This is a genomic window from Agarivorans sp. 1_MG-2023 (assembly GCF_030548385.1).
Lineage (GTDB): Bacteria > Pseudomonadota > Gammaproteobacteria > Enterobacterales > Celerinatantimonadaceae > Agarivorans.
This window is the reverse complement of sequence record NZ_JAUOSJ010000007.1, coordinates 90,718-117,091: the sequence shown is the minus strand read 5'-3', so window position 1 is coordinate 117,091 and position 26,374 is coordinate 90,718. Positions and strand designations below refer to the sequence as shown.

Below are 26,374 nucleotides of genomic sequence, written 5' to 3'. Positions count from 1 at the left end.
ATCTATTTCCGACTTTAAAAGTTCACCGTTTTGCCAAGCCATTTCGTAAGACTTTAATTTTGCTCCAATCTCTTCCCACTTAGCCTGGCATTGAGCACACAAAGTCGGAAGCCAAAATGGAAATCTACCTAACTCTTCAAATTGCCTCTTTTGCTCAACCGGCTCAAAAATGAAAGATGACCCACACCTCTTACACCAGCACCTTATGCCTTCATACTCAATTGCTCGAGTATCGTAGTGCCCCTCATAAGTAGGCTTGTTCCATTTCAATCTATCTATGGGGTATGCCATTATCAGGCAACTCCTCGATAGTTACACGTCCCTCGCTCATTGGATAACAATCCAAAGCTTTTAGCCACATAAATACTAAATACTGCACGAACAACATCTAACGGTATTGCTAAAGAATTTGCTAATTGAATGCCACCTATAGTGACCCCAATATTGCAACTATCAACAAGACTATAAAGTTCAGACATATTAGATTGATTTTCAAATAACCTTGCCAAATATAGAGTAAAAGTGGGATCAAATAACTCAATTCCTAGAGCATATGGACTCCCCATTACCATCCTTCTTTGCAGATACCCCTCAGACTCGAATAAAGCAAGAGGGCGAGCGTAACGTATGTATATGTCTTGCGTTAGGCCAAGCTTCTCATTCTTAAGCTGTTCGTATATTGCTTTGCCTAATTCAGAGAAGTTTTCACAATTTGAGCTAATAGGATCTTCTAGATTATTAAGCCTACGACTAATTTCAATACCATCAATCTCTGATTGGAGTTGCAAGAATACAGCTGCTATAGGATTCCATGCGGAGGAAATTCTTACTGCTTTTAAAAACCAATCAACTTTGCTTTCCATTGTTGCCTCTTGTTCGTCTAACTGCTTATAAAGAGGATAAACTCCTTGTTTGAACAAAGAATTTTTCTTCTTATCACGCATTTATTGAAAATTAGACTATCACCTTTTCCTTGCACCATCAGCTACCTAAGGCATGGAATAACAAAAACATCAGCATGAAAGGAGGCAAGCGCTTGAGGAAAGGAGGAGTTTTAGAAAGCTGAGTAAGACACTGTTAAATAAACTGTGAGGCCAAAAAACCTACCGACTATAACGTAGATTCCATGCTCTTATGTAACACGTATAAGAAGATAATTATCGTAATACTTAAGCTCTTATATATTGAACAGTTAACCGCTTTATTCTCACAGTTCTGAGAGTGTTATCTGCCAGTAGCTATTCCTCCAACGCCTTAGTGCTATTTCCTATAGTGGAGACAATTCAAGACAATAAAAAACCCTGCAGCGTATACCATTGCAGGGCTTTGAAGTCTTAATTGGGCTTGTGATTATTCCACTGTAACGGCTTTGGCTAAGTTACGTGGTTGGTCTACGTCGGTGCCTTTAATTAACGCTACGTGGTAAGACAACAGCTGTAGCGGTACGGTGTAAAGTACTGGCGCGACTAACTCGTCTACATGCGGCAACTCTAATACGCGCATGGTTTCGTCACTGCTAAAGCGGGCGTTTTGGTCAGCAAATACATACATTTGGCCGCCACGTGCGCGTACTTCTTCAACGTTTGATTTAAGCTTCTCTAGCAACTCGTTATTTGGTGCAACAACCACTACCGGCATATCGGCGTCAATTAACGCTAGCGGGCCGTGTTTTAGCTCGCCTGCTGCGTACGCTTCTGCGTGAATGTAAGAGATTTCTTTAAGCTTAAGCGCCCCTTCCATTGCAATTGGGTATTGGTCGCCACGGCCTAGGAACAAGGTATGCTCTTTATCGGCAAAGTCTTCTGCTAATTTCTCAATAATTTCTGAGGTCGCTAATACTTGCTCAACTTTAGCAGGCAATAACTTAAGCTCGGCAATCACTTCGGCTTCGCGCTCGGCAGTCACTCGACCTTGCAAACGGCCAATGCCCAAAGTGAGTAGCAATAACGCCACCAACTGGGTAGTGAAGGCTTTTGAAGAGGCTACGCCAATTTCTACGCCGGCTTTAGTCATAAAGGCTAAGTCTGACTCACGCACTAGCGATGAACCTGGTACGTTACAAATGGCCAAGCTAGACATGTAACCAAGCTCTTTAGCAATACGCAGCGCGGCAAGTGTATCAGCCGTTTCACCTGATTGAGACAAGGTAACAAACAAGCTATTTGGACGAACTACCGATTGGCGGTAACGGAACTCTGAAGCGATTTCTACGTTACAGGTTACGCCAGCCACCGCTTCTAACCAGTAGCGAGCAACCATGCCTGAGTTGTACGAAGTACCACAGGCAATAATTTGCACATGTTCTACTTTAGATAGCAGTTCAGCGCCATTGGCACCAAACTCTTCAATGTTTACGCCATTAGCAGACACACGTTGGTCTAAGGTTTGGCGAAGCGCACTTGGCTGTTCAAAAATCTCTTTTTCCATAAAGTGACGGAAACCGGCTTTGCCGCCTGCATCGTGCTCTACCGTAGACTCGGTAATTTCACGCTCTACTGGCTCACCGTTTAAGTCAAAGATTTCTGCGCCAGCGCGCGTCACTTCGGCTACGTCGCCTTCTTCTAAATAACTAAAGCGGCGAGTAACAGGCAACAAGGCCAGTTGGTCTGATGCAATAAAGGTTTCGCCAATACCGTGGCCAATCACTAGTGGGCTACCAGAACGAGCAACAACAATACGCTCAGGGTCGTTTTGATCTAGCACTACTGTACCGTAAGCACCTTCCAGTTGAGGTACTGCGCGTTGTACTGCTTCACGCAGTGAGCTAGCGGTTTTTAGTTCGTGGTGAACCAAGTGAACAATCACTTCGGTATCGGTTTGCGAGGTAAAGGTGTAACCCAAGCCACGTAGTTTTTCACGCAACTGGTCGTGGTTTTCAATAATACCGTTATGTACTACCGACAAAGTATCACTAGAGATGTGTGGGTGAGCATTTACTTCACTTGGCTCGCCGTGAGTCGCCCAACGGGTATGTGCAATACCAATGGCACCATTTACTTGAGATTCGCTTACTGCGTCAGATAACTCTTTCACTTTACCTAAACGACGCACACGTTGCAGTTCACCCGCAGCGTTAATTACCGCAACACCGGCAGAGTCATAGCCGCGGTATTCTAAACGGCGTAAGCCTTCTACTAAAATTTCAGCAATGTCACGTTGAGCTACTGCTCCTACAATTCCACACATAGTTCTTCTTTCCTTGTCGGTAAATTTATTTCGCTATAACCAGATTAACGCCTTGAGCACGAATTTGCTCGGCGATGGCTGGGTCTAACTGATTGTCTGTGACTAAAGTTGAAATTTTGGACCATGCCAACTCTAGATTATGAATTCTGCGGCCAATTTTATTGGATTCGGCCAATACCACGACTTCTCTTGCAACTTCTGCCATTACTTGGCTTAAACCCACCAGCTCATTAAAGGTAGTGGAACCACGCGCTACATCAATACCATCGGCACCAATAAACAATTGGTCGAAGTCGTAAGCGCGCAATACTTGCTCGGCCACTTGGCCTTGAAACGCCTCTGAATGGGTATCCCACGTGCCACCGGTCATCAAAAGGGTGGGCTCGTTTTCCAGCTCACGTAAGGCACCAGCGATGCTTAAAGAGTTAGTCATTACCACTAAACCTTCTTTGCCAGAGAGCTCCGGCAGTAAGGCGGCGGTAGTGCTGCCGCTGTCGATAATAATGCGATTATGGTCGCGTATTAAACCGGCAGCCGATTGCGCAATCGCTTGTTTTTGCTCTGAAACTTGTTCTTCATCGGGTTCGTTGATCAACTCTTTAGGAATAGGCACAGCCCCGCCATAACGCCTTAGCAACAAGCCATTTGCTTCTAAACTCGCTAAGTCCTTTCGAACCGTAACTTCTGATGTTTCAAAAGCATGAGCGAGCTCGTCAACCTTTACCTCACCGAGTTCGGCAAGCTTTTCTAAGATTAAGCGACGACGCTGTTGGGTGTTTCGTTTGATCATATTGCCAATGGTTAAGTTTCGAATCGAAACTTATTATAGTGAAGCGAAACTTAAGATCAAGGTCGAAATGTTAATGTTTTGATTTTTCTGCTTGCTTGGTCGGCGGGGCAAATAAAACACGCCAGCGTTGTTTAAATGACAAACCCGCTACGTTCACTTCTCTAAGCATTGTTCGCCACTCTTTAAAGGTGACGACCAGAGGATTGAAGCTATTGATTGGCTGAGTGATGCCGTATTCAACCGCTTGCTGTTCCTTCTCAAAACTGCCAAACAATTTGTCCCAAATAATAAAAACGCCGGCATAATTTTTATCAATATATTGCGGGTTGCGCCCATGATGCACCCGATGGTGTGACGGAGTATTAAATAGCCACTCCAACGGCCCTAAGCTTTTAATGGCTTGGGTATGCACAAAAAACTGTAAACCTAAATTAAGCAGCACCACAAAAATCACCCATTTGGGATCAAAGCCAATAATGACCAAAGGCAGCCAAAACAGCCACATACCGGCTAAGGGGTACATTAGGCTTTGCCTAAACGCGGTACTAAAATTCATATTCTCAGAACTGTGGTGCACCACGTGCGCAGCCCACATCCAACGTACTCTATGGCTAGCGCGATGAAACCAGTAGTAGCAAAAGTCTTGAGCCAGTACCAAAGCAACAAAACTCATTACGTTCATTTCTATTTCAAAGAGTCGCCAAGCAAATAGCATTAAATACAGTTGGCTAATCAACAAACCGGTAAGTAAATCGCTGAGCTGATGCATACCGGCTAACACAAAGTTGCACAGCACTTCTGTAGGTTTGTAACGGGCAGACTCCGCCAAGTGCTGGCGTTTATCCCCCCAATACCACTCTGCCACCATGCATAGAACAAACAGTGGCGCGAGCACCAACAACAAATATTCTGGGTGGCTAATAAGTGTATTAATGTCCATGGGTAACTCCTTATTTAGCTACCAGCGGGCAAAATGGTCTTCACTTAAACCCAGCACTTTATCTAGGTAAATTTGCTGACCCACTTGGTCAACAATCACGCCGCTAAAGTGCCCGATGTATTGGCGAAAGTTACTCTTGAGCAACCACAGGTTGAGCCGCTCTTGGCGGCAATTGAGCGGGCTGAAATGTAAATCAATGCGGCCATCTGCTGAGTAGATATGCCAATCTGTAGGTACTTGCTCGCTGCCACTGGCAGGCACTCTGGTGAACTCAAAATGAACCGGGCCTAGCAGCTGCTTTTGTCCGTCTATCCACAGTACATTTTCGTTAAAGCCGGTTTCGTTTACGCCTGCTGCGAGGTTCACCCCCAAACACACATCTTCCAATTGAGCCGATATGCTTGCCCAGCGCCAGCTAGTTTCACGGCGCATATACCCAGCCGAGAAATCGTAACCGGCCAGTGCATCACTTAAGTCTTGAGCTTCTCCATTGATGGTTAAATTGCCGCTAACGCGCAAGGCATTATGTTTTTGGGTGTATGTCCAACCGTTGTAAGCAGTGGGGCTACACATAGCCATAACTTGATCGGGGTGCTGACACACTAGGGCTAATTCAGCACTTAAAAATGGCGTTTCTACCGCCAACTGCCATTGGCCATTTTTGATAGTAATACTGAGAGTGTTTTTGCCATTAATGTAAGCGCGGCTGTTCATGCTACTGGGCTCGGTGCCATAAGCCAGTCCGCAGGGCTTTAACCAAGTCACTTCTTGCAAGGTTTGCGTAGCTATGTTGTACACATAACAAAAGCCACTGCCTAAATAGCGAATGTCGGCAATCGCAAAACCCAAAATGTAGTGGGCAGTTTTTACGCTAACAAATTGAAATTGCTTATAGTGAAAATGCTTCGCCCAGGCTGAAGCAGGTTTATCCATGCTGCTTAAGTATTGGAACTCTGCCAAACCAAGTTGCGCTACCGGCTGATTAAATTGACCAAATTGCACCTTACCCGAATCACTAATTAAGCAATGAGGCGCAGCTTTCGTTTCAATCTCTCTCAAGTTTTCTTTCAACACCGCACGCTCACCATTACAAATCATTAACATTTACTTAGCTAAGCAGATATTGAGTAAACATTCTAAAGTTGTTATTCAAGTCTGTGAGCGAGCTAGCAGCATCGGCGATGTTGTTCTGTTGCTTGCCCTAATTAATCTGCCAACAGTCAAAAATACAGAGCATTTATTCGCCAAACCCTCACAAGGCAGCCCAAAACACCAATAAATGTGACAATGAAAACACTTTCAACCTTTATTGTGATCTAGATCGTGTAAATTTTGTGGATCAAGTCACCTTTTGTATTCACAATCCAGCCAGATTTTTTAGCATCTAGTTTTACTAGGTAAACACCCTCCCAGCAGTAAGTCAGTTTATGAACACAAACAAACCTAAATTACGCTTTTGGCAAATCTGGAACATGAGTTTTGGATTTCTTGGTATTCAATTTGGTTTTGGTTTACAAAATGCCAACGTAAGCCGAATCTTTGAAACGCTTGGCGCTAGCATCGACCAAATCCCTATTCTTTGGTTAGCCGCTCCTGTTACCGGTTTACTCATTCAGCCAATTATTGGCTACATGAGTGACCGCACCTGGAATGGCTTAGGCCGCCGCCGTCCGTATTTCTTAGCGGGCGCGATTATGTCGTCGCTGGCCTTAATCATTATGCCTAACTCACCTTACCTGTGGATTGCCGCCGGTATGCTGTGGATTTTAGATGCGTCGATCAACATCTCTATGGAACCGTTTCGCGCATTAGTGGCTGATAACCTACCTAGCGAACAACGCACCCAAGGTTTTGCCGTTCAAACCTTCTTTATTGGTGTAGGTTCGGTTATCGCTTCGGCCATGCCTTACGTACTAGCCAACTGGTTTGGCATTGCAAATACAGCGCCAGAAGGAGTTATTCCGCCGTCGGTTAAAATCTCGTTCTACGCTGGTGCCGTAGTGTTTTTTGGTGCTGTTTTGTGGACAGTGCTAAAAACCAAGGAATACAGCCCAGAAGAAATGGAGCGTTTCGAATCAGCCGAGCCTGAGCAAGAAAGCGGAGATGGTTTTGCCGCGGTATGGGCCGATGTGAAAAAAATGCCTGCCACCATGCGCCAATTGGCCGTGGTACAGTTTTTCTCATGGTTTGCGTTGTTTGCTATGTGGATTTACACCACCTCTGCAGTAACCAGCAGTGTTTATGGCGCAACCGATACTTCTTCAGCCTTATACAATGAAGGTGCAGACTGGGTAGGTTTATGTTTTGCAATGTATAACGGTGTTAGCGCTTTAGCCGCCTTTGCCTTACCTTGGCTAGCTGCCCGTACTAGCCGCAAAGCAGTTCACGCTTTATGTTTAACTCTGGGCGGTGTAAGCCTTGCAGGCATGTACTTCATTAACGATCCTAAAATGCTAATGATTAACATGGTTGGGATTGGTTTTGCTTGGGCGAGTATTTTATGTATGCCATACGCTATTTTAGCCGGTTCGTTACCGAGCAAAAAAATGGGCTTTTTCATGGGTGTATTTAACTTCTTCATTGTTATCCCACAAATTCTAGCGGCCGGTATCTTAGGTTACTTTACCCGTGAATTCTTTGGTGGCGACTCAATGATGGCCTTAGTACTAGGTGGCGCATCTATGGTAGTAGCCGCGGTTGTTACCTTAAGTGTTACCGACCAAGATGACCCACAACTTGCCAACGACGACAGTAACGTAAATCAAGCGCAAACCGCTTAATTGACGCAACGGGCGAGGGTTATCTCTCGCCTGTTTTACTCTCTACGACTCCGCTTTAAGATCTAAACCCTGCCAGTAAACGTAACTATTGTTGAACCTTTACCATGAGGAATCAGCACATGAGTGACCATACCTTTAAAGTTGGAATGAACTGCATCTACGAGAATGGCGAAGCTGTTATCGATAAGTTAGATGAAGTTAATCGGGTAGCCCTAATTCGCGACCAACACACTGGCAACCTGCATACTCGACACACCTACGAGCTTTATCCAGACGATGCTCAGTTTCATAGTGACAGCGATACTTACTACTAAATTTAGCCGGTTCAAAAACTGAAAAGCCGAGCATTGCTCGGCTTTTTAATCTGAATAACGGGAAACTTATTCTGCATCCCACTCAAAGTCTGGGGCTTCATCTGGGTTGGCGCGATACTTTAGTTGCATGCCATGTAGGAAGTTACGCATAACTTGGTCTTTACACAAACGGTAATGTTTGTGGTCAGATTTGCGGAAAAATGCACTTAGCTCATGCTTGCTAAGTTGGAAACCGGTTAAGCCTAATACATCCAACATATCTTCTGCTTTTAGGTTTAAAGCAATTTTCAGCTTCATTAGCATAATGTTGTTGGTTAAGCGTTTTTCAGGCTCTGGTTGAGCACCTTCGCGCTTACCACGCTTGTCGTTGATTAAACCGTTTAAGAAAATGGCTAAGGTTTTATCGCTTAAATTTTTATAAGCCGAATCATCTTCTTTTTTTAACCAATCACTTACTTCTGCGCGGCTCACTTTCAAATCAGCTTGGGCGAAAATGGCAATCATCTTGTTATCGTTGAAGTTAAAGCAATAGCGAAGACGGCGAAGAATATCGTTATTAGTCATGCAAAAGTCCTGAGTCAAATAAAAGGGCAGTCATGCTGCCTTAAAAACCAGCAGGAGTTTACGCGATAGTGAATCAAGTAGATAGGCTAATTCCTGCTTATTTATTGAGCGTAGTCAAAGGCTAACACTTAAGCGAGTTAGTCTATAAATATGGCTTTACTATTAATGTTATCCGGTAGCGTTATATTATAACGCTCTAACTGACTACGACTGAATAAATAACGGCCTTTTTCTCCGGTTTTAGGCCCAAGACTATGCGGCACCACATCAGTGGTTAAAATGGTATGTGCTAGCTCTGCGGCTAGCCGCCCCTGCTCAAAACCAAATAGCACTAAACCACCTATGGCTTTATCTTTTCCTATGGAAAAATCCCAAAAACCAAAGGGTGGAACAGAGGTGTTTTTTGCCGACCACGTTATCACTTGCTCGGCAGGAACATGCTTATTCTTATCGTCTCTTAGTGTGTGATATAGGCCAAATACAACCGCATCAAAACCCTCTTCCTCTAGATTATTAATACTATATTGCCACTCACTCCAAGAGCTCATTAAGCGTAATTCAAGCTTTATCCCAGACACATTTACTTGGGTACTTCCGCTAAATGTTTCTCTTAATACCGTTTTGGAAGTGGTGCTATCGTCGAACAGTATTAACATCCGCTTAGGCGGCTCATTCATTAACGTACTCACCGTGGCCACGGTGCGCTTTATTAATGGCCGCTCTAACACTCCAGTAATGTTTTTCCGCTGGTGAACATGATAACTACGGGGATTATTGTTAATGCCTAAATACACCACTGGTAACTTGGTTTTTGCAAACCTTGGGCCTAGGTATTTAAGTGCGTTATCGTCACCGAGTATCACTAGATCAGGTTTTAGGTCTAGGTAATGCTGCCACGCCATTTCTCCGCGGCTGCGATGACGTGAACTGGGGATCCGTTTGGTATCCATTTGAAAGTAACTGAGTTGGTAGTCGTCGGCCAATACCGACTCTAAGCCTTGAATGTAGCTTTGGTCCCATGCGTATTCCTGATGATAGCTTTCAATCACCAAAATATGGGGCTTAGCCATTGTTACCAGCGGCAGTAGCAACAATAAACTAATAGTGAATAAACGGCTCAACTTTGTCACTAAGCATCTCATTAATAAGCACTAAGCCTAAGTATAGTCAATGCCAATCACTGCCACTGACTATTCATTTTCCAGTTTACAAGTGATCTCGCTGGTGGGCTTTATCTAAGTATAAAATAGGCCCTACAGGTACCACCCTAGTAGGGTTAACCATACCATGGCTTTGATAGTAATGGCGTTTGATATGTTCAAAATTGATGGTTTCAGCAATCCCTTCTATCTGGTAAAGCTCACGCATGTAAGCATCAATATTGGGGTAATCAACAATACGTTTTAAATTACATTTAAAATGCCCAACATAGACCGCATCAAAACGTATCAAGGTGGTGAATAAACGCCAATCAGCTTCGGTGAGTTGCTTGCCGGTTAAGTAACGCTGTTTAGCTAAGATCTGCTCAATAAAATCTAAGCTTTCGAATAAAGGATACAAGGCCTCTTCGTAAGCGTCTTGAGTAGTCGCAAAGCCTGCTCTGTATACACCATTGTTTACGCTGTGATAAATACGCTGGTTAAGCTCCTCAATCTCTGCACGCAGGGCTTGTGGGTAATAATCACCGGCTTTAGCGCCAACGTCATCAAAGGCTGAATTAAACATGCGAATAATGTCGGCAGACTCATTCGATACAATAGTTTGCAGCTGTTTGTCCCACAATACTGGAACCGTTACTCTACCGCTATAGTTGGCATCTGCTGCGGTATACACTTGGTGCATAAACTCCGCCTGATTAATCGGGTCACTCACCACTCCTTCGCCAGGGGCAAAAGTCCAGCCGTTCTCACCCATAAACCAATGCACCACCGAGTAATCAATCATCTGCTCAAGGCCTTTGAGTTTGCGAAAGATCATAGTGCGATTAGCCCATGGGCAAGCATGAGATACATACAAATGATAACGACCCGCTTCAGCCTTAAAACCCTCTTTACCACTAGGGCCAGCGCTACCATCGGCCGTTACCCAATTGCGAAATTGCGCTTCACTGCGTACAAAGCGCCCTTTGTTTTCTTTGGTTTCGTACCACTTATCTTGCCACTTGCCATCAACTAACAGACCCATTACTTACTCCTAAAATTGTTCGCGACTAAAATTTGTTGTTTTGAAAATCATCAAAGGCCTGCAGCACTTCTTCACGCGTATTCATTACAAATGGCCCGCCCCAAGCGATCGGTTGATTAATTGGCTCTCCGGTTACCATTAACACTCGGCTAGCCTGCTGGCTCTGCAAACTTAGCTCATCCCCTTCGCTAAGCACTCCAAGCTGGTAAGCCTTAATCGCTTGTTTGCTTTGGCCAATGGTCACCTCGCCTTCAATCACATAAACAAAACCATGGTGATGCGCTGGCAATACTAGGCTTAGGTCGGCACTTGCCACCAAGCTTATGTCTAAATAACTGGCCGCTGTTTGCTGGGTTTGCACCGCTCCCTTAATGCCGTTTGCCAACTCGCCTGCTACTACCCTTATTACGTTGCCTTGTTCGTCTTGGCTCACAGGAATTTGCTCAGCACTTAACTCTTGGTAACCCGGCGCCGACATTTTGTGCTCGGCAGCCAAGTTAACCCAAAGCTGAAAGCCCTTAAGTAAACCATTTTCTTGCTCTGGCATTTCTGAATGAATCACCCCACGCCCAGCATTCATCCATTGCACGCCACCCGCTTCAATCACACTCTCGTGGCCAGCATTGTCTTTGTGGCGCATTCGGCCATTAAGAATATAGGTTACCGTTTGAAAACCCCGGTGAGGGTGCTCGGGAAATCCCGCTAAATAGTCGTCAGGCTTATCCGATTCAAAACAATCCAGCATTAAAAAAGGATCTAAGTGCTGAAGCTGAGCGTTACCTAACATTCGCGTCAGTTTTACCCCTGCGCCGTCGCTAGTGGCTTGGCCAGCCACCACTTTCTCTAGCTGTCTCGAGTTCTGCATGTATCCTCCTAAGCGCTGCGGTTATCCAGTGAATATGCACCCGCGCCATGAGCGACGAGCAATAAAAAACCACCAGCGATAGCGACATTTTTCATCAACATAATCATTTGAATTTGGTCGTCAGGATTAAAGTGGAATAGCAATCCACTTACCACGCTAAAACCGGCTAACAAAAAAGCAATCGCACGGGTTTTCCAGCCCACTAAAATGGCTAACCCTCCCACTAACTCAAGCGCAATCACCAATGGTAATAACACCCCTGGTACTCCCATTGCCTCCATGTAAGCTTGGGTGCCGGCGTAGCCAGCAATTTTCCCGTAACCCGACACAATGAAAATTAAGGCCAGTAATAAACGGGCGGTTGGTTGGCTAAGTTGTTGTAGTGCGTTCATAAATTTATTCTCCAGATAATTTGGGCTTAAACCCAATGCTTGAGAACAGATTAGTGTTGTTTTAATAAGCAATAAACCGTGCAATTGGCAATTCATTGTTCCTATAATGGCAACAATACTTTGATACAAAATAAAAGAAGCGAGCCGTGGGCCAATTAGAAGAGATGCAAGTCTTTGTGAGGGTGGTTGAAGCGGGCAGTATTAGCCGTGCTGCAGAGCAATTAGGCGTGGCCAAGTCGGTGGTGAGTCGTCGATTAAGTGCCTTAGAGCAGCGGGTAGGCAGCAATTTAATGCAACGAACTACGCGCAGTTTAAGCCTAAGTGACAGCGGCCAGCAATTTTATCAACGTAGCTTAGTCATCCTTGATGAAGTTGCTCAACTTAACCAAGAGGCCAGCTGCCAAGAACACACTCTAAGTGGCAGTTTACATATTGCGGTGCCTTTATCCTTTGGTTTGGCTCACTTAAACAGCGCGTTTGATATCTTTATGCAGTTGCACCCGGGGGTGAAACTAAAAATTAGCTTAGCCGATAGCCAGCACGATTTAGTGGCAGAGGGCATTGATATCGCCTTGCGGATTGCTGAACTAAAAGACTCCAGCCTTAAAGCGCGCAAAATTACCCCGATCAACTTTGTATTAGTCGCTGCCCCGCATTACCTAAACAAACATGGCCGCCCTAAACATGCCCAAGATTTAGCTCAACATCAAATACTGCACTATAACCATCGTCCAGCCCCTAGTTGGCAACTAATAGACCAACAAGGCAAGCAACATAATGTTCATTATCAACCGCATATTAGTGCCAACAACGGTGATTTTTTAGGGGACTTAGCCATTGCTGGCCACGGTATTGCGCTTGCACCTAATTTTATTGCATGGAAAGCAATTGCCAAGGGAGAATTGGAGGTAGTGTTACCGCACTATAGTTTGCCCTCGCTGTTTGCATGGGCAGTCTATCCCAATACTCGCCATTTGCCGCAACGCAGCCGAGTAATGATAGATTTTCTCAGTGAACGCTTTGGTTTAAACCCTTATTGGGATCAGGCCTTAAACCAGCATTTAGCGTCGTTAAATGACGCCAAACAGTAAAGCCAATCTATTTACCCTTGGCTTTACAACCGCAATCACTTATCTATCAAAAAGCGCTGTATTCTATGTAGTTTTTATGATTACCTTGCAGCTCAATAATAAATGTCCCTGGTGAGCATTCAGCGTCATCAGCGGTCCATATAAATGCCGTAGTGTAACGACCTATTCGCGATACAAATTAGTTTTTTAACTGGTAAGGAAAGTGTTATGCCAATTGTTTTTGATTACTTCTTCACGGTGCAAGTTGCGCTACTGATTTTTGCATTATTCGTGCTTAAATCCTCGATTAAATTTGTACCTCAAAATGAAGCGTGGGTGATTGAGCGTTTCGGTAAATATCAGTCAAGCAAAGAAGCCGGATTAAACTTCCTCATTCCAATGATTGACCAAGTATCAGCTCGTCGCTCGCTAAAAGAGCAAGCTTACGATGTGCCTAGCCAAGCGGCGATTACTAAAGACAATATTTCATTGTCGGTAGACGGTGTATTGTACTTTCGCGTACTTGACCCATACAAAGCTACTTACGGCGTAGAAGACTACGTATTTGCGGTAACTCAACTAGCACAAACCACCATGCGTTCAGAAATTGGTAAAATTGAGCTAGATAAAACCTTTGAAGAGCGTGATGCGCTTAACGCCAAAATTGTTACCCAAATTAACGAAGCATCGGCTTCTTGGGGTGTAGCAGTATTACGTTACGAAATTAAAGATATTACGCCACCGGCTTCAATTATGGATTCAATGGAATCGCAAATGCGCGCCGAGCGTGAACGTCGTGCTAAAATTCTGGAATCAGAAGGTGAAAAAGCCGCTGCCATTAATATTGCAGAGGGTGAAAAACAAGCCCGCGTATTACAAGCAGAAGCAGAAAAACGTGAGCAAGTACTTAGCGCAGAAGGTGAAGCCGAAGCCATTATTGCTGTGGCTAATGCCCAAGCTAAAGCCATCACTACGGTGGGTGAGTCAGCAGCTACACCTGAAGGCCAAAAGGCGATTCAATTAGACCTGGCAACTAAAGCGATTGAAGCCAAACACGCCATTGCTAAAGAATCGAGTGTAGTATTGTTACCCGATAGCAGCACAGAAGCAGGCTCGCTAGTGGCTCAAGCTACCACCATCCTTAATACGCTAAATCGAGGCTAAACCATGGCTGAATTGTTTGCCAATCACATTCCGCAAATCTTAATTGCACTGGGCATTATTTTACTCACTGTTGAAGTAGTGATTATTGGTTTTGCCACGTTCATTTTGTTTTTTGTAGGCTTGTCGTTGGTAATCACTGGCTCACTGATTTGGTTAAACATACTGCCCGATACTTGGAATAGCATTTTGCTCGCCAATGCAGTGTTAAGCTCTTTGTTAGCTGGCGTATTGTGGAAACCAATGCGCAAGTTACAAAATAGCTCAGACGATAAACAAGTGAGTAGCGATTTTGATGGTCACCGTTTTTTCTGTCACCAAGAAATTGATAAGCGTGGTTTAAGCACTTACAAACACTCTGGCATTAGCTGGACCTTAAAGAGTGAACACACCATCGCAGCAGACACCGAAGTAGAAGTAGTGCGCGCAGAAGTGGGCACCTTTTGGGTGAAAACAGTCGACTAATAACCCTAGAGCCCAGCGTTAAACTGGGCTTCTATTTACGCCGCCACTAATGCAAAGCCCTATCGAGTGTGCTTAACTAGCTATAGTTTCTTTGCATATAGGTTTCCCCACATGTGGCAAGCGCTAAGTAAAATCTTGATCTTATCTTCTAGCTTTTGGTTAATTGCCTGTAGCAGCATGGTTCCCAACGACCCGCCTAAAGTAAACTTAGTCTCGGTAATCCCTACCTCTGGTGACAGCATGACACCGAGCTTTGATATTAACTTGCGAGTAGTAAACCCCAATAAACAAGCGCTAAGTTTAGCCGGCGCGGTCTACACCCTAGAGCTTAACGGCCACGAAGTAGTCACTGGCGCAACCAGCGATTTACCGGAAGTACCGGGTTACGGCGAAGCCAATTTTACCCTGCCAGCGCAAGCAAATTTAATCGCAACTTTCCGCCTACTAGGCTCTTTAGTGCAACTAAAAAGCCCCGAACTGGATTACAAAGTAGATGTAAAACTGGACATAGGAAGCTTATGGCCAGCGGTTAACTTAACCGAGAAAGGAACATTTAAGTTAGAAGACTTGGGCCAACAATTGAGCTCGAGTGTTCAATCACTTTAAGTGACTGAGTACCTCACGGAGTAAACCGTTCAATCCCAGCGCTCTGTTACTTTAATCAAGTGATAACCAAACTGCGTTTTTACTGGCCCTAATACTTGGTTTAACGGGCCAGAAAACACCGCTTTATCGAAACTTTTTACCATTTCACCTTTCACAAACTCGCCCAAATCGCCGCCGTCTTTGGCCGATGGACAACAAGAAAATCGCGCCGCCATGGCTTCAAAACTAGAACCCTTGTTGAGCTTTTCTACTATCTCATTGGCTTTCTTTTCTGAGCTAACAATAATGTGCTTGGCGCGCGCCTTTGCCTTTGCCATAAGTCCTCCGAAGTGATTTTGTGGAAGTTATACCGCGCCCCCAAAGTTTGGACTAGACTTTGAGCGATAAAAAACAAAAAACGTAAGTAAAAGCTTAATTAACTTATTAGCTCACATTATTCTCAGCCACATCCAATTAATATTTTAATAATATCAATTTGCTTTATTCATTAAATCAATAAGGTGTGAATGAACAAACATTCCAATTACTGGTCGTGGATACGTAATACCTTAATTATTGGCTCCTTGTCGGTGTTAGTGGCAGTGCAATGGTTACCCAGTAAAAAGCTGCAGCTCTATCCTCGAGCAGATATGATGCTGGATCTTTTTTCCGACAAAAACAGTGGCGGTAATTCTTACGCTTATTGGCTTACCAATAACCAAGAGTTGGTGTGTGACGTGGAAGATAGCGCCATTCCGGCCAAATACTGCGGAGTAAGCATTAAGTACCATTCTCAGGCAGAAGATGAGTCCGGCGATAGATACTTAGGTTTACGTAACATCGACCTTAGCGACTACGACAATATTAATGTCGACGTAGTGTTTGAAGGCCCAAGCACCGAGTTACGCTTTTTTATGCGCGGTACAGAAGCAACCAACGGCAACGATTTATCTAGCGCTAAATTTATGTTCACTTATTTTGAGCAAAAAGAGCTTCATCAAGTAGCCAGCGCCCAGCTTAGCCAGTTTTCTATTCCCGCTTGGTGGCTAAACCGCTTTTACCAATCGCGTGAAGACTTCCGGCTAGACTTTTCCTCGATTAAAGAAATCTCTTTTGATATCCCCTCAACAGCAGCAGACGGTTTGTATAAGATAGAGCTGTTCAAGGTAGAAGCGGAAGGTAAATGGATCAGTAACGAGAGCCTGTATGCCAGTATTATTTTCATCTGGTTAGCGTACTTTAGCGCTGAGTTTTGCCGTTATATTCTCCATCAAAAAAAGCGCTTAACCCAATCCATACACACCTTAGAACAAGATGTAGATGAGCTAAAACATAGCGCCAGTAACGATCAACTCACAGGTGTGCTTAATCGTCGTGGTTTACTAAATAGCATTGAAGAACATCCACTGACCGGCGAAAACCACTATTTGTTTGTTTTTGATATTGACCACTTTAAACAAATTAACGACCGCTATGGCCATAACAACGGCGATGAAGTATTACGCTTTTTTGCACGCCAACTTAGTTCGGCCATTCGTAGCCAAGATATTTTTGCTCGTTGGGGTGGAGAAGAGTTTGTATTGCTATCGCAACACCCACATGAAGTAGATGCCTTTAACTTTGCTGAACGTTTACGCGAACTGATTTATCAGCAGGATTTTTTACTGTCTAACCAAGGTAAGCAACAACACATAAAACTCAGCATGAGCATTGGTTTAACCCGAATAAATAAAGATGAAGTTTTTAATCATGCATTCAATCGAGCCGACGGGGCTTTGTATCAGGCCAAAGATAGCGGCCGAAATCGCTCTCAATTAGCCAGCTAAACTTGCCAGTTAATCGGCTGCTTGTTTTGCTGTGTTAATAGTTGATTAGTTTTAGAAAAGTGCCCACACCCCAGAAAACCACGATGTGCCGATAAGGGCGAGGGATGCACTGCACTTAATACATGGTGTTTGGTGGTATCAATAACCTTGCCTTTCTTTTGCGCATGCGCTCCCCACAACAAAAACACCACACCTTGGCATTGCTGGCTAATCTGCTTAATCACAGCATCGGTAAAGGTTTCCCAACCAAATTTAGCATGAGAATGAGCCTTAGCTTGTTCCACGGTTAACACGGTATTTAGTAGCAGTACGCCTTGATTAGCCCAAGCACTCAAGTTGCCATGCTGTGGAATCTCAAAACCAGAGATATCGGCGGCGAGCTCTTTGTAGATATTACGTAAAGACGGCGGGATTTTAAGGCCTTCGGCCACACTAAAACTCAAACCATGCGCTTGGCCTTTGCCGTGGTAAGGATCTTGGCCAAGAATGACCACCTTTAACTGCTCTAATTGGCAGGCATCAAAGGCAGCAAAGACTTGTGACTCGGGCGGGTAAATAACTTTACCCAATTCACGTTCAGCAGCTACTCGAGAAAGTAATTGCCGGTAGTATTCTTGCTGTTGCTCAGTCTCGAACAAGTGTTGCCAAGTTGCCACGTAATCACCAATGTTATCTCTAAAAATACCGGTTAATAATACCCTTTAGCCAAGACAAAACCTCAACTAATAACGCTCTGGCACAAAACTTTGTTCGTTAATCGGTACTCTCACATAATCTTTTTTGTCGATCGGCGGCAATACAATCTCGGCATGCTCTAAATCTTGGTAATCAATTTGCGATAAAAAGTGGCTAATACAATTTAGCCGCGCACTTTTTTTATTGTCTGAATTAACCACCCACCACGGCGAATGCTTGGTATCGGTATAAGCAAACATTTCATCCTTAGCTTGTGAATAAGCCACCCAGCGGGAGCGGGACTCTAAATCCATGGGGCTAAACTTCCAGCGTTTCATGGGGTTTTCTATACGCTCTAAAAACCGTTTCTCTTGTTCTTCATCGGAAACCGAAAACCAATACTTAATCAAAATAGTGCCAGAACGAATCAGCATTCGCTCAAATTCAGGGCAGGCACGCAAAAAATCTTGATGCTGTTGGTCGCTACAAAAGCCCATCACTTTCTCTACACCAGCTCGGTTATACCAAGAACGGTCAAACAGTACTATTTCACCCGCCGCCGGTAAATGTGCCACATAACGCTGAAAATACCATTGGCTTTTCTCGCGTTCGTTAGGGGCAGGTAAGGCTGCAATTCGGCAAACCCGAGGGTTAAGCTTTTCTGCAATCCGTTTAATCACGCCACCTTTACCCGCAGCATCACGCCCTTCAAAAATCACCACTACTTTCAGGCCTTCGGCAACCACCCATTGCTGCAATTTCACCAGCTCAGTCTGTAATTCTGCCAAGCGTTTTTCATAAGACTTCTTATCGATTTTAGCTGCCATAAACGAACTCACCTTTAATGTTGATAAGCAAGCACTAGCCGCCTGCCAAATAAAAACAAAAATGAATTAATACAATGAGTTAAATTTAGCAGCTACACAGCCATTTGCCACAAATCAAGCCACGAAAAACGCTTAGCAATACAAAAACAAACAGAATCATAGGATTAGCCGGCGATTTTCCAAGCGCGGGTACTTTAAAAAAAACCACAAAATGGTAACCTTAGGCGCCTTTATACATTCGTTAAGAATTCAACATGGCAATTACCGGCACTTTATACATCGTTTCAGCCCCTAGCGGCGCAGGTAAATCAAGCATGATCAATGCTTACCTTTCTCGCCACCGCGCTTATCCTGCTCAAGTGTCTGTATCTCATACCACGCGTGCTTCACGCCCCGGTGAAATTGATGGTAATCACTATCACTTTATTGACCACGCTGAATTTAAAAAGCTGATTAGCGAACAAGCATTTTTTGAATATGCTGAAGTATTTGGCAACTTTTATGGCACTTCTCGCCATACCATTGAAAAAACCTTGGCCGAAGGCATTGATGTATTCTTAGACATTGATTGGCAAGGTGCTCGCCAAGTGAAACAAATGATGCCAGAAGCGGTATCGGTGTTTATTTTACCGCCTAGCCGCGAAGAATTAGAGAATCGTTTACACATGCGCGGACAAGATAGCCCTGATGTTATCAAGAAGCGCATGGACGAAGCAGAAAGTGAAATGTCTCATTATAATGAGTACGATTACTTAATCATTAACAGTAATTTTGACGAAGCATTAAGTGAGCTTACCGCCATTATTACTGGACAAAGATTACAAACCCGTCAGCAAGCCGCTAAACACCGCGACCTGTTAGATGAACTTTTATCGAAATAATCACGTTAAATGCTAGCTAATCATCATAAGATCGGCTAGGATCTTGCGTCATTTTTAGTCAACGGAGCTGTGCATGGCACGAGTAACAGTAGAAGATGCAGTAGAACAAGTCGGCAACCGCTTTGATCTTGTCCTTATCGCCGCACGTCGCGCGCGTCAGATCGCAGTAGAAGGCAAAGACCCTCTAGTTGAAGTAGATAACGACAAACCAACCGTTATCGCTTTGCGTGAAATTGAAGAAGGTTTGATCACCACAGAAACAATGGATGCTCAAGACCGTCAGGAACGTCAGGAACGTGAAGCCGCCGAATTGGCAGCCGTTGCCGCTATCGCCGATAAACGCATCTAGTCCGTACCCGTCTATAAAATTACCGTGCTGGGTTTACTCTGCACGGTAAAACTCCCATAATTCCATTCAATCATATCTATTTCTGCGCTCCTCCGCTGATGAGGTAATGTTTGTACTTATTCGAAAGCCTGCGCGAAGTCGCCTCGAGTTACTTAAGCGAAGAACACGTAACGCTATTACGTGACGCCTATATATTGGGCAAAGATGCCCATGAAGGTCAGTTCCGCTCTAGCGGCGAACCTTATATTACTCACCCGCTGGCTGTTGCCCGCATTCTTGCTGAATTAAAGCTGGATCATCAAACACTTGCCGCCGCCGTGCTGCACGACACCATTGAAGATACGCCAGTAACTTACGAACAACTTCAAGAACAATTCGGTACCGAAATTGCCGACTTGGTAGAAGGTGTCAGTAAACTCGACAAAATTAAGTTTCGAGACAAAAAAGAAGCGCAGGTAGAAAACTTCCGTAAGATGATGATGGCGATGGTGCAAGACATCCGCGTCATCCTTATCAAACTTGCCGACCGCACCCATAACATGCGTACTTTAGGGTCATTGCGCCCAGATAAACGTCGTCGTATTGCGCGCGAAACGCTAGAGATTTACGCACCGATTGCCAACCGTTTAGGTATTCATAGCATTAAGAATGAGTTGGAAGAGCTTGGTTTTGAAGCGCTTTATCCAATGCGTTACCGCGTATTAAAAGAGTCGGTGAAAAATGCCCGCGGTAACCGCAAAGAGCTGATCAACGGCATTCATCAAGAGCTGCAAGGTCGCATTGAAGAAGCGGGCATTGAAGCCGATGTAAGTGGTCGCGAAAAAAACCTCTACAGCATTTACAAAAAAATGGTTAGCAAAGAGCTGCAATTCCATGAAGTTATGGATATTTATGCTTTTCGTATCATTGTAGACAGCCTAGACACCTGTTATCGGGCTTTAGGCTTAAGCCACAGCCTCTATAAGCCACGTCCAGGCCGTTTTAAAGATTATGTAGCCATTCCAAAGGCTAACGGCTACCAGAGCCTTCACACGTCGTTAGTTGGGCCGCATGGTGTGCCAGTGGAAGTACAAATTCGTACTGAACACATGGACCAAATGGCTGACAAAGGTGTGGCCGCTCACTGGTCTTATAAACAAACTGACGAAAGCTCAAGCACCACCGCGCAAATCCGCGCTCAACGCTGGATGCAAAGCTTGTTAGAGCTGCAGCAAAGTGCCGGCTCTTCTTTCGAATTTATTGAGAACGTTAAAACCGATTTATTCCCTGATGAGATCTACGTTTTCACACCTGAAGGCAAGATTATTGAATTGCCTACTGGCGCAACCCCGGTAGATTTTGCCTACGCGGTGCATACCGACGTTGGCCACGCCTGTGTTGGCGCGCGGGTAAACCGCCATCCGTTCCCATTAAGTAAAGCACTGAGCAACGGCCAAACCATTGAAGTAATTACCGCTCCGGGCGCTCGCCCAAATGCGGCATGGTTAAACTTTGTGGTAACCGGTAAGGCGCGCGGTAAAATCCGCCAATTACTGAAAAACCAACGCCGTGAAGAATCGGTAAACCTAGGCCGTCGCTTACTAAACCATGCCCTAGGCAGCGTAAAGTTAGACAAGATAAACCCTGAATCTTTAGAACAAGTATTAAAAGATTTAAAAGCTGAGTCGCTAAATGACTTACTGGCAGAAATTGGCTTAGGCAACGCCATGAGCATTGTGGTAGCTCGCCGCCTGTTGGGCAACACCGATGAACTAAGCCACCAGAGCAAAGGCAAAATTGCCATTCAAGGCGCCGAAGGTTTACTGCTTACCTACGGCAATTGTTGTCGCCCAATCCCTGGCGACCCAGTAGTAGCCCACATTAGCCAAGGCAAAGGCTTAGTAGTGCATTTAGAAGCCTGTAAAAACATTAGTGGTTACCAAAAAGAACCTGATCGCTACATCAACGTTGATTGGTCGAAAGATGCTGCAGCTGAAGCTGAATACAAAACTGAAATGCGCATCGACATGGTAAACCACCAAGGTATTTTGGCCAGTTTAACCAATGTAGTGGCCTCCACTGGCGCCAACATTGTAAACATTGTTACCGAAGAAAAAGAGGGGCGGGTTTATACCGTTGACTTACTGGTAACCACGCATAGCCGAATTCATCTTGCCGATATCATGCGTAAAATTAGGGTAATGCCTGAGGTATTACGCGTAGTGCGCTTAAGAAACAAGTAACGAGAACACCATGACACCAGAACGCTATCAACGCATTCGCGCAATGTTAGATGCCCGCCAGACCGATTTAACCATCTGTATGGAGAATGTGCATAAACCCCACAACCTATCGGCGATTGTGCGTACCTGTGACGCAGTAGGGGTAGACCACGTACACGCGGTATGGGAAAACTACCAAGACGAATTGCGCCGCGGCACTGCCACTGGTAGCCAAAACTGGGTTAACGTACATAACCACGAAAACATTGACGATGCGGTGGCTCAAATGCGTAACAGTGGCATGCAAATTCTTGCCACCAACTTGTCTGAAAGCGCCGTGGATTTTCGCGAAATAGACTATACCAAGCCTACCGCCATTTTAATGGGCCAAGAGAAATACGGCATTTCTGATAAAGCCTTAAGCTTGGCCGACCAAGATATTATTGTGCCAATGGTGGGCATGGTTCAGTCGCTAAATGTATCGGTAGCCAGCGCCCTCATTTTGTATGAAGCACAGCGCCAACGCGAAAATGCCAAGATGTATCAAGGCCCAAGTTCAGTACCCGCAGAAGAGCAAAACCGAATTATGTTTGAAGGCGGTCACCCGATTTTTGCAGAAGCTTGCCGACGCAAAGGGTTGCCGATTCCGCAAATTGATGATGAAGGCCAAATTATCGCTAATGATGCTTGGTGGGCTAAAATGCAAATGAGCAAAGAGGCTTGGGATCACTTAGATGATGAGTAAATGATACAAATTAGAGTTATTACTTTAATTTGATTTTAAACTTGTTAGTAAATTGATCTAAATTAAGCCCAAAACATCAACCTTATCTGAACATAGTTGCACTTAAATCGAGAAGTGAAACTATGTTCAGTAAAATAAAAATACCCCATCTATTTCTACTTAGTTCAGCGCTAGTGCTACTGGTAGTGTGTATTCAATCATGGACCAATACCCAAACACTTAAGCAAACACTCTACCAAAGCTACGAAACTCAACTTAGCACCAACTTAGATTTAGCCACCAGCCTAGTATCACACTACCAACAGCAGCAAAACACCCTGGGACGCGAAGAAGCCCAACAGCAAGCGCTAGCAGCGCTGGCAAAACTGCGTTACCAAGGCAATGAATACTTCTGGGTGAATGACTTAGACCTGAAACTATTAATGCACCCAATTCGCCCTGCCAGCATTGGCCGAGATATGAGCCAAGTGCGTGATGCCAAGGGTTTAGCTCACTGGCAAGCGATGCGCGATACAGTGAGAAGCAGTGGCGAAGGCGCAGTTGAATACAACTTTTTACACCCGCAAACGCAAGTGATGCACGCTAAGCTGTCTTATGTAAAACAAGTTAATGATTGGAACTGGATCATTGGCACCGGCGTATACATTGACCGAATCGAAGACGAACTTAACAGTGTGTACTTATTCACCTTACTACGCCTTGTGTGCGCTTTTGGTCTATTTGGCATAGTGGGAGTGTTAATCAGCCGCAGTCTAAAGCGACAAATGACCCAATTAACCAGCGCCATTGACCACCTAGCGGCGGGTAACTATAACCATTCCATTCATATTGAAGGCAATAATGAGTTATCAGAGATTGGTATAAAACTAGAAAGCCTACGCCAACAAACCCAAGGTTTACTGCAAGATGTAAAAGCCTCTAGCGACAACTTACTGGATGCCAATACTGAGCTAGCCTCAGCCACTCATACCACTCGCCAAAATACTCAAACCCAATTTGGCGAAATCGACCAAATTGCGTCCGCCATGACTGAAATGAACAGTTCGGTGGAAGAGGTCGCCAGTAATAGTGCCGAGACGGCTCAAGTCTCCAAACAAACTGTAGAGCTTGCTCAAACAAGCTTAAAGCAACAACTCAACACCGTGCAGCAACTTAACCAACTTTCGCAGCAAATGGCCTCAGCCAAACCTGCAGTAGAAGAGTTACGTGAGTGCAGCCAAAATATAGGCTCAGTGATTGATGTGATTAATGCTATATCTGAACAAACCAACTTGTTAGCGCTTAATGCCGCTATTGAGGCCGCTCGAGCGGGTGAACAAGGGCGTGGTTTTGCCGTAGTCGCAGATGAGGTGCGTAACTTAGCCTCACGTACTCAACAATCAACCGAAGAAATCATGCAAACCATTGGGCAGTTGCAGCAAGTATCGGAAACAGTTGAAACAGAGATTGTTGGCACCACCAATGGCTTAGCGCAGCAGGCCGAGCAAGCTCAGAAGAATATTCAGCAAATTGAACAAATTGAGCAAATGGTGTCTGGGTTAGAGCAACGCAACCAACACAATGCAGTGGCGACCGAACAACAGCGCCAGGCCACCGATGAAATAGCACAAAATATTGTTGTATTGCGCGACGGTAGCGAAGCAAATGCGGGAGCGGCGCAGCAAAGCCAACAGGTGCATAGTCACTTAAGTGGTGTTGCAGAGGCTCTGAGTTTACACCTCAAAAACCTCCGTTTTAGCTAAACTAACTATTCGGCTGGAGGAGCGTCGTCTTCTCTAGCCTTAGCATATTTAAACTCGTAATCATCGGCAAACGGCGAGTTGTAGCCCCACACGATGGGTTCACCAACTTGTTTGTCTACCCAGATAAATGGCGTGACTAAGAATCGTGGCGCTTCTAAACGGATGCCGTTCTCTTCAGCTTTGTATAAAGAGCTATTGGTGTCGCACCTTACCGTTAGCATCACCAAAATGATGATGAATAACCCTTTCCAAAAACCGTTCATAGTTCTCCCTAACTGTTCTTATTTAGTGCACCAAAGTGTGCTATTCAGCTTTTAACTGCCAAAGTGGCGCTAAAGCATGGTGTAATTGAGCCACTTGCTGGGCTTTTTCTTGCTCACTGTAAGGCTTAGCGGGTAATTTTCCCCATATAGGCTGCGGCCAAAGCGGGTCATTATGATAACGAACTACGTGATGAACATGCAGCTGTGGCACCATATTACCTAAGGCAGCCAAGTTAAGCTTATCTCCCTTATAAAGTTTGATAAGCGCTTCACTCAAGCGTTTAGATTCTCGCCAAAACTGCGCCTGTTGGCAACTATCTAATTGATATATATCACCAATATCATCTTGCATTGGCACTAAAACCAACCATGGAAATTGGCTATCGTTAATCAGCAATACTCGAGACAACTCAAAATCGCCGAGCCAAATACCGTCTTTTTGCAGTTGGGGGTGTAAAACAAACTCACTCATGTGGCAATCCTAATGGTGAAACTAAACAGCGTTCAATGACAGTTACTATACAGTGGTCTGCGTTTCGCTTATCAAAAAAAATGCTAGAATGGCGCCAACCATAATTTAAGCTGATTTAAATCTCAATAACTACCGGCCCTAGGCTATCTATAGAGCTATATCGATCACTATGTTACGTTTTTTGCCTACACCTTTTTTAACATTGCTTTCAGCAAGTTTAGCCATTATCAATACCGCCTTAGTGGGCTCATTGATTATTGTTTGTGGCCTTATCAAACTGCTACTGCCTAAGCCGCTATACCCAATGATAGGAAAAGCCACCAACCAACTAATGTGGTGTTGGAGTGAAATAAACCGTGGAATTTTTCGGCTAGTAAACAACACAGAGTTTGTTATTGAAGATAACAGCCAACTGAACAAAAACAGCTGGTATTTGATGATATGCAACCATCAAAGCTGGGCCGACATTGTGTTGTTATGCATGCTTTTTGGTTCACGTATTCCCATGCCTAAGTTCTTCTTAAAACAACAGCTTTTGTATGTACCCTTTGTGGGCTTGGCTTGTTGGGCGCTAGATATGCCATTTATGCGCCGCTACTCACGCCAGCACTTGCTTAAGCACCCAGAGAAGCGCGGTAAGGACTTAGCCTCTACTCAACGTTCTTGTGAAAAGTTTAAAAACAGTCCCACCACTGTGATTAACTTTGTCGAGGGCACGCGATTTACTCAAGGCAAACAACAAAATCACAGTACTTATCAGCATCTATTACCTCCCAAAGCATTGGGCATTGCTTACACGCTTTCCGCTTTAGGCGAACAATTTGACCAGATTATTGATGTTACTTTGGCCTATCCAGGCACTACCGAGCAACACCCGCCCTTTAAGGCTTTGTTGGCAGGCCGGCTAGATAAAGTGGTGATAAAAATAGACACCATTAGCATTGGCAACGAATTACGGGGCGACTACCTGCAAGACAAACACTTCAAACGCCAATTTAAACTGTGGCTAGATGACACATGGCAAAACAAAGATCAGTATCTACAATCCGTACTAAAAAACTAACTGCCGCCAATTTGCAGCCATGACAGCCTGATTT

28 protein-coding genes are annotated in these 26,374 nt (G+C 44.6%); 13 read left to right on the top strand and 15 right to left on the bottom strand.

Annotation, left to right across the window (positions count from 1 at the left end; all coding sequences use genetic code 11):
• Positions 1 to 293: 293 nt before the first annotated feature.
• The 5 genes from Q4592_RS12040 to Q4592_RS12020 form a co-directional block, all read right to left on the bottom strand.
• Complete coding sequence (locus Q4592_RS12040; protein WP_303513262.1) at positions 294 to 944, bottom strand: hypothetical protein; 651 nt, start codon at positions 942 to 944, stop codon at positions 294 to 296.
• Positions 945 to 1,350: 406 nt separating this feature from the next.
• Positions 1,351 to 3,186, bottom strand: a complete 1,836-nt coding sequence (gene glmS, locus Q4592_RS12035; protein ID WP_303513259.1) for a glutamine--fructose-6-phosphate transaminase (isomerizing) — start codon at positions 3,184 to 3,186, stop codon at positions 1,351 to 1,353.
• 25 nt (positions 3,187 to 3,211) lie between these two features.
• Positions 3,212 to 3,976 carry a DeoR/GlpR family DNA-binding transcription regulator gene (locus Q4592_RS12030; protein ID WP_303513257.1) on the bottom strand — a complete coding sequence of 255 codons (765 nt, stop codon included), beginning with the start codon at positions 3,974 to 3,976 and terminating at the stop codon, positions 3,212 to 3,214.
• A 70-nt stretch (positions 3,977 to 4,046) separates the two neighbouring features.
• Complete coding sequence (locus Q4592_RS12025) at positions 4,047 to 4,916, bottom strand: sterol desaturase family protein (RefSeq protein ID WP_303513255.1); 870 nt, start codon at positions 4,914 to 4,916, stop codon at positions 4,047 to 4,049.
• A gap of 18 nt (positions 4,917 to 4,934) precedes the next feature.
• Positions 4,935 to 5,975 carry a DUF2804 domain-containing protein gene (locus Q4592_RS12020; protein WP_303513621.1) on the bottom strand — a complete coding sequence of 347 codons (1,041 nt, stop codon included), beginning with the start codon at positions 5,973 to 5,975 and terminating at the stop codon, positions 4,935 to 4,937.
• A 368-nt stretch (positions 5,976 to 6,343) separates the two neighbouring features.
• Between Q4592_RS12020 and Q4592_RS12015 the strand changes: the two genes are divergently transcribed.
• Positions 6,344 to 7,696, top strand: a complete 1,353-nt coding sequence (locus tag Q4592_RS12015; protein WP_303513253.1) for an MFS transporter — start codon at positions 6,344 to 6,346, stop codon at positions 7,694 to 7,696.
• A 119-nt stretch (positions 7,697 to 7,815) separates the two neighbouring features.
• Positions 7,816 to 8,010: a hypothetical protein gene (locus Q4592_RS12010; protein ID WP_137673476.1), complete on the top strand. Its 195-nt coding sequence runs from the start codon at positions 7,816 to 7,818 to the stop codon at positions 8,008 to 8,010.
• 66 nt (positions 8,011 to 8,076) lie between these two features.
• Here the strand turns inward: Q4592_RS12010 and Q4592_RS12005 are convergent, their stop codons facing one another.
• The 5 genes from Q4592_RS12005 to Q4592_RS11985 form a co-directional block, all read right to left on the bottom strand.
• A complete protein-coding gene (locus Q4592_RS12005) occupies positions 8,077 to 8,574 on the bottom strand; it encodes a DUF1456 family protein (protein ID WP_137673477.1) in 498 nt (165 codons plus the stop codon).
• 137 nt (positions 8,575 to 8,711) lie between these two features.
• Positions 8,712 to 9,704, bottom strand: coding sequence for an ABC transporter substrate-binding protein (locus Q4592_RS12000; RefSeq protein WP_303513248.1), 993 nt, complete (start codon positions 9,702 to 9,704; stop codon positions 8,712 to 8,714).
• Between the two features lie 76 nt (positions 9,705 to 9,780).
• Complete coding sequence (locus tag Q4592_RS11995) at positions 9,781 to 10,758, bottom strand: glutathione S-transferase family protein (RefSeq protein ID WP_303513245.1); 978 nt, start codon at positions 10,756 to 10,758, stop codon at positions 9,781 to 9,783.
• A 25-nt stretch (positions 10,759 to 10,783) separates the two neighbouring features.
• Positions 10,784 to 11,623 carry a pirin family protein gene (locus Q4592_RS11990; RefSeq protein ID WP_303513242.1) on the bottom strand — a complete coding sequence of 280 codons (840 nt, stop codon included), beginning with the start codon at positions 11,621 to 11,623 and terminating at the stop codon, positions 10,784 to 10,786.
• An 8-nt stretch (positions 11,624 to 11,631) separates the two neighbouring features.
• Positions 11,632 to 12,015: a DoxX family protein gene (locus Q4592_RS11985; protein ID WP_303513240.1), complete on the bottom strand. Its 384-nt coding sequence runs from the start codon at positions 12,013 to 12,015 to the stop codon at positions 11,632 to 11,634.
• A 146-nt stretch (positions 12,016 to 12,161) separates the two neighbouring features.
• On the opposite strand from Q4592_RS11985, the gene Q4592_RS11980 reads away from it, so the two are divergent.
• The 4 genes from Q4592_RS11980 to Q4592_RS11965 all read left to right on the top strand — a co-directional run bounded on the left by Q4592_RS11980 (position 12,162) and on the right by Q4592_RS11965 (position 15,317).
• Positions 12,162 to 13,106 carry a LysR family transcriptional regulator gene (locus Q4592_RS11980; protein WP_303513237.1) on the top strand — a complete coding sequence of 315 codons (945 nt, stop codon included), beginning with the start codon at positions 12,162 to 12,164 and terminating at the stop codon, positions 13,104 to 13,106.
• Positions 13,107 to 13,313: 207 nt separating this feature from the next.
• The gene (locus Q4592_RS11975) at positions 13,314 to 14,249 is read left to right on the top strand and encodes an SPFH domain-containing protein (RefSeq protein ID WP_137673483.1); all 936 of its coding nucleotides are present in this window, start codon (positions 13,314 to 13,316) and stop codon (positions 14,247 to 14,249) included.
• Positions 14,250 to 14,252: 3 nt separating this feature from the next.
• Positions 14,253 to 14,711: an NfeD family protein gene (locus Q4592_RS11970; RefSeq protein ID WP_303513234.1), complete on the top strand. Its 459-nt coding sequence runs from the start codon at positions 14,253 to 14,255 to the stop codon at positions 14,709 to 14,711.
• A 111-nt stretch (positions 14,712 to 14,822) separates the two neighbouring features.
• Entirely contained in the window at positions 14,823 to 15,317 is a 495-nt protein-coding gene (locus Q4592_RS11965) for an LEA type 2 family protein (RefSeq protein WP_303513233.1), read from the top strand.
• Positions 15,318 to 15,346: 29 nt separating this feature from the next.
• Here Q4592_RS11965 and Q4592_RS11960 read toward each other — a convergent pair whose 3' ends face one another.
• Positions 15,347 to 15,634 carry a peptidylprolyl isomerase gene (locus Q4592_RS11960; RefSeq protein ID WP_303513232.1) on the bottom strand — a complete coding sequence of 96 codons (288 nt, stop codon included), beginning with the start codon at positions 15,632 to 15,634 and terminating at the stop codon, positions 15,347 to 15,349.
• A gap of 189 nt (positions 15,635 to 15,823) precedes the next feature.
• On the opposite strand from Q4592_RS11960, the gene Q4592_RS11955 reads away from it, so the two are divergent.
• Positions 15,824 to 17,122, top strand: coding sequence for a GGDEF domain-containing protein (locus tag Q4592_RS11955; RefSeq protein WP_303513229.1), 1,299 nt, complete (start codon positions 15,824 to 15,826; stop codon positions 17,120 to 17,122).
• Here Q4592_RS11955 and ung read toward each other — a convergent pair.
• Positions 17,119 to 17,778: a uracil-DNA glycosylase gene (gene ung, locus Q4592_RS11950; RefSeq protein ID WP_303513228.1), complete on the bottom strand. Its 660-nt coding sequence runs from the start codon at positions 17,776 to 17,778 to the stop codon at positions 17,119 to 17,121. The genes Q4592_RS11955 and ung overlap by 4 nt on opposite strands.
• Positions 17,779 to 17,844: 66 nt before the next feature.
• On the bottom strand, positions 17,845 to 18,624 hold the full coding sequence (gene ppk2 / locus Q4592_RS11945; RefSeq protein WP_303513227.1) for a polyphosphate kinase 2: 780 nt from the start codon (positions 18,622 to 18,624) through the stop codon (positions 17,845 to 17,847).
• A gap of 254 nt (positions 18,625 to 18,878) precedes the next feature.
• On the opposite strand from ppk2, the gene gmk reads away from it, so the two are divergent.
• The 5 genes from gmk (at position 18,879) to Q4592_RS11920 (ending at position 24,542) form a co-directional block, all read left to right on the top strand.
• Positions 18,879 to 19,505, top strand: coding sequence for a guanylate kinase (gene gmk, locus Q4592_RS11940; protein WP_303513225.1), 627 nt, complete (start codon positions 18,879 to 18,881; stop codon positions 19,503 to 19,505).
• A 73-nt stretch (positions 19,506 to 19,578) separates the two neighbouring features.
• Positions 19,579 to 19,854 carry a DNA-directed RNA polymerase subunit omega gene (rpoZ, locus tag Q4592_RS11935; protein WP_137673491.1) on the top strand — a complete coding sequence of 92 codons (276 nt, stop codon included), beginning with the start codon at positions 19,579 to 19,581 and terminating at the stop codon, positions 19,852 to 19,854.
• Between the two features lie 110 nt (positions 19,855 to 19,964).
• A complete protein-coding gene (gene spoT, locus Q4592_RS11930; RefSeq protein ID WP_303513221.1) occupies positions 19,965 to 22,076 on the top strand; it encodes a bifunctional GTP diphosphokinase/guanosine-3',5'-bis pyrophosphate 3'-pyrophosphohydrolase in 2,112 nt (703 codons plus the stop codon).
• Between the two features lie 10 nt (positions 22,077 to 22,086).
• A complete protein-coding gene (gene trmH / locus Q4592_RS11925) occupies positions 22,087 to 22,800 on the top strand; it encodes a tRNA (guanosine(18)-2'-O)-methyltransferase TrmH (protein WP_303513220.1) in 714 nt (237 codons plus the stop codon).
• Between the two features lie 122 nt (positions 22,801 to 22,922).
• The gene (locus Q4592_RS11920) at positions 22,923 to 24,542 is read left to right on the top strand and encodes a methyl-accepting chemotaxis protein (protein ID WP_303513218.1); all 1,620 of its coding nucleotides are present in this window, start codon (positions 22,923 to 22,925) and stop codon (positions 24,540 to 24,542) included.
• Positions 24,543 to 24,547: 5 nt separating this feature from the next.
• On the opposite strand, the gene Q4592_RS11915 is transcribed toward Q4592_RS11920, so the two are convergent.
• Both Q4592_RS11915 and Q4592_RS11910 read right to left on the bottom strand, forming a co-directional pair.
• A complete protein-coding gene (locus Q4592_RS11915) occupies positions 24,548 to 24,805 on the bottom strand; it encodes a hypothetical protein (RefSeq protein ID WP_303513216.1) in 258 nt (85 codons plus the stop codon).
• A gap of 40 nt (positions 24,806 to 24,845) precedes the next feature.
• Entirely contained in the window at positions 24,846 to 25,277 is a 432-nt protein-coding gene (locus tag Q4592_RS11910) for an HIT domain-containing protein (protein ID WP_137673496.1), read from the bottom strand.
• Between the two features lie 169 nt (positions 25,278 to 25,446).
• Here Q4592_RS11910 and Q4592_RS11905 point away from each other — a divergent pair, with 169 nt between their 5' ends.
• Complete coding sequence (locus Q4592_RS11905; protein WP_303513212.1) at positions 25,447 to 26,340, top strand: acyltransferase; 894 nt, start codon at positions 25,447 to 25,449, stop codon at positions 26,338 to 26,340.
• Positions 26,341 to 26,374 lie beyond the last annotated feature (34 nt).

Bases quoted from the DNA above. Each gene is read 5' to 3' on its own strand.
- Q4592_RS12040 (WP_303513262.1), bottom strand. From the start codon at position 944: ATGCGTGATAAGAAGAAAAATTCTTTGTTCAAACAAGGAGTTTATCCT.
- glmS (WP_303513259.1), bottom strand. From the start codon at position 3,186: ATGTGTGGAATTGTAGGAGCAGTAGCTCAACGTGACATTGCTGAAATT.
- Q4592_RS12030 (WP_303513257.1), bottom strand. From the start codon at position 3,976: ATGATCAAACGAAACACCCAACAGCGTCGTCGCTTAATCTTAGAAAAG.
- Q4592_RS12025 (WP_303513255.1), bottom strand. From the start codon at position 4,916: ATGGACATTAATACACTTATTAGCCACCCAGAATATTTGTTGTTGGTG.
- Q4592_RS12015 (WP_303513253.1), top strand. From the start codon at position 6,344: ATGAACACAAACAAACCTAAATTACGCTTTTGGCAAATCTGGAACATG.
- Q4592_RS12010 (WP_137673476.1), top strand. From the start codon at position 7,816: ATGAGTGACCATACCTTTAAAGTTGGAATGAACTGCATCTACGAGAAT.
- Q4592_RS12005 (WP_137673477.1), bottom strand. From the start codon at position 8,574: ATGACTAATAACGATATTCTTCGCCGTCTTCGCTATTGCTTTAACTTC.
- Q4592_RS11995 (WP_303513245.1), bottom strand. From the start codon at position 10,758: ATGGGTCTGTTAGTTGATGGCAAGTGGCAAGATAAGTGGTACGAAACC.
- Q4592_RS11990 (WP_303513242.1), bottom strand. From the start codon at position 11,623: ATGCAGAACTCGAGACAGCTAGAGAAAGTGGTGGCTGGCCAAGCCACT.
- Q4592_RS11985 (WP_303513240.1), bottom strand. From the start codon at position 12,015: ATGAACGCACTACAACAACTTAGCCAACCAACCGCCCGTTTATTACTG.
- Q4592_RS11975 (WP_137673483.1), top strand. From the start codon at position 13,314: ATGCCAATTGTTTTTGATTACTTCTTCACGGTGCAAGTTGCGCTACTG.
- Q4592_RS11970 (WP_303513234.1), top strand. From the start codon at position 14,253: ATGGCTGAATTGTTTGCCAATCACATTCCGCAAATCTTAATTGCACTG.
- Q4592_RS11965 (WP_303513233.1), top strand. From the start codon at position 14,823: ATGTGGCAAGCGCTAAGTAAAATCTTGATCTTATCTTCTAGCTTTTGG.
- Q4592_RS11960 (WP_303513232.1), bottom strand. From the start codon at position 15,634: ATGGCAAAGGCAAAGGCGCGCGCCAAGCACATTATTGTTAGCTCAGAA.
- Q4592_RS11955 (WP_303513229.1), top strand. From the start codon at position 15,824: ATGAACAAACATTCCAATTACTGGTCGTGGATACGTAATACCTTAATT.
- ppk2 (WP_303513227.1), bottom strand. From the start codon at position 18,624: ATGGCAGCTAAAATCGATAAGAAGTCTTATGAAAAACGCTTGGCAGAA.
- gmk (WP_303513225.1), top strand. From the start codon at position 18,879: ATGGCAATTACCGGCACTTTATACATCGTTTCAGCCCCTAGCGGCGCA.
- rpoZ (WP_137673491.1), top strand. From the start codon at position 19,579: ATGGCACGAGTAACAGTAGAAGATGCAGTAGAACAAGTCGGCAACCGC.
- trmH (WP_303513220.1), top strand. From the start codon at position 22,087: ATGACACCAGAACGCTATCAACGCATTCGCGCAATGTTAGATGCCCGC.
- Q4592_RS11920 (WP_303513218.1), top strand. From the start codon at position 22,923: ATGTTCAGTAAAATAAAAATACCCCATCTATTTCTACTTAGTTCAGCG.
- Q4592_RS11915 (WP_303513216.1), bottom strand. From the start codon at position 24,805: ATGAACGGTTTTTGGAAAGGGTTATTCATCATCATTTTGGTGATGCTA.
- Q4592_RS11910 (WP_137673496.1), bottom strand. From the start codon at position 25,277: ATGAGTGAGTTTGTTTTACACCCCCAACTGCAAAAAGACGGTATTTGG.
- Q4592_RS11905 (WP_303513212.1), top strand. From the start codon at position 25,447: ATGTTACGTTTTTTGCCTACACCTTTTTTAACATTGCTTTCAGCAAGT.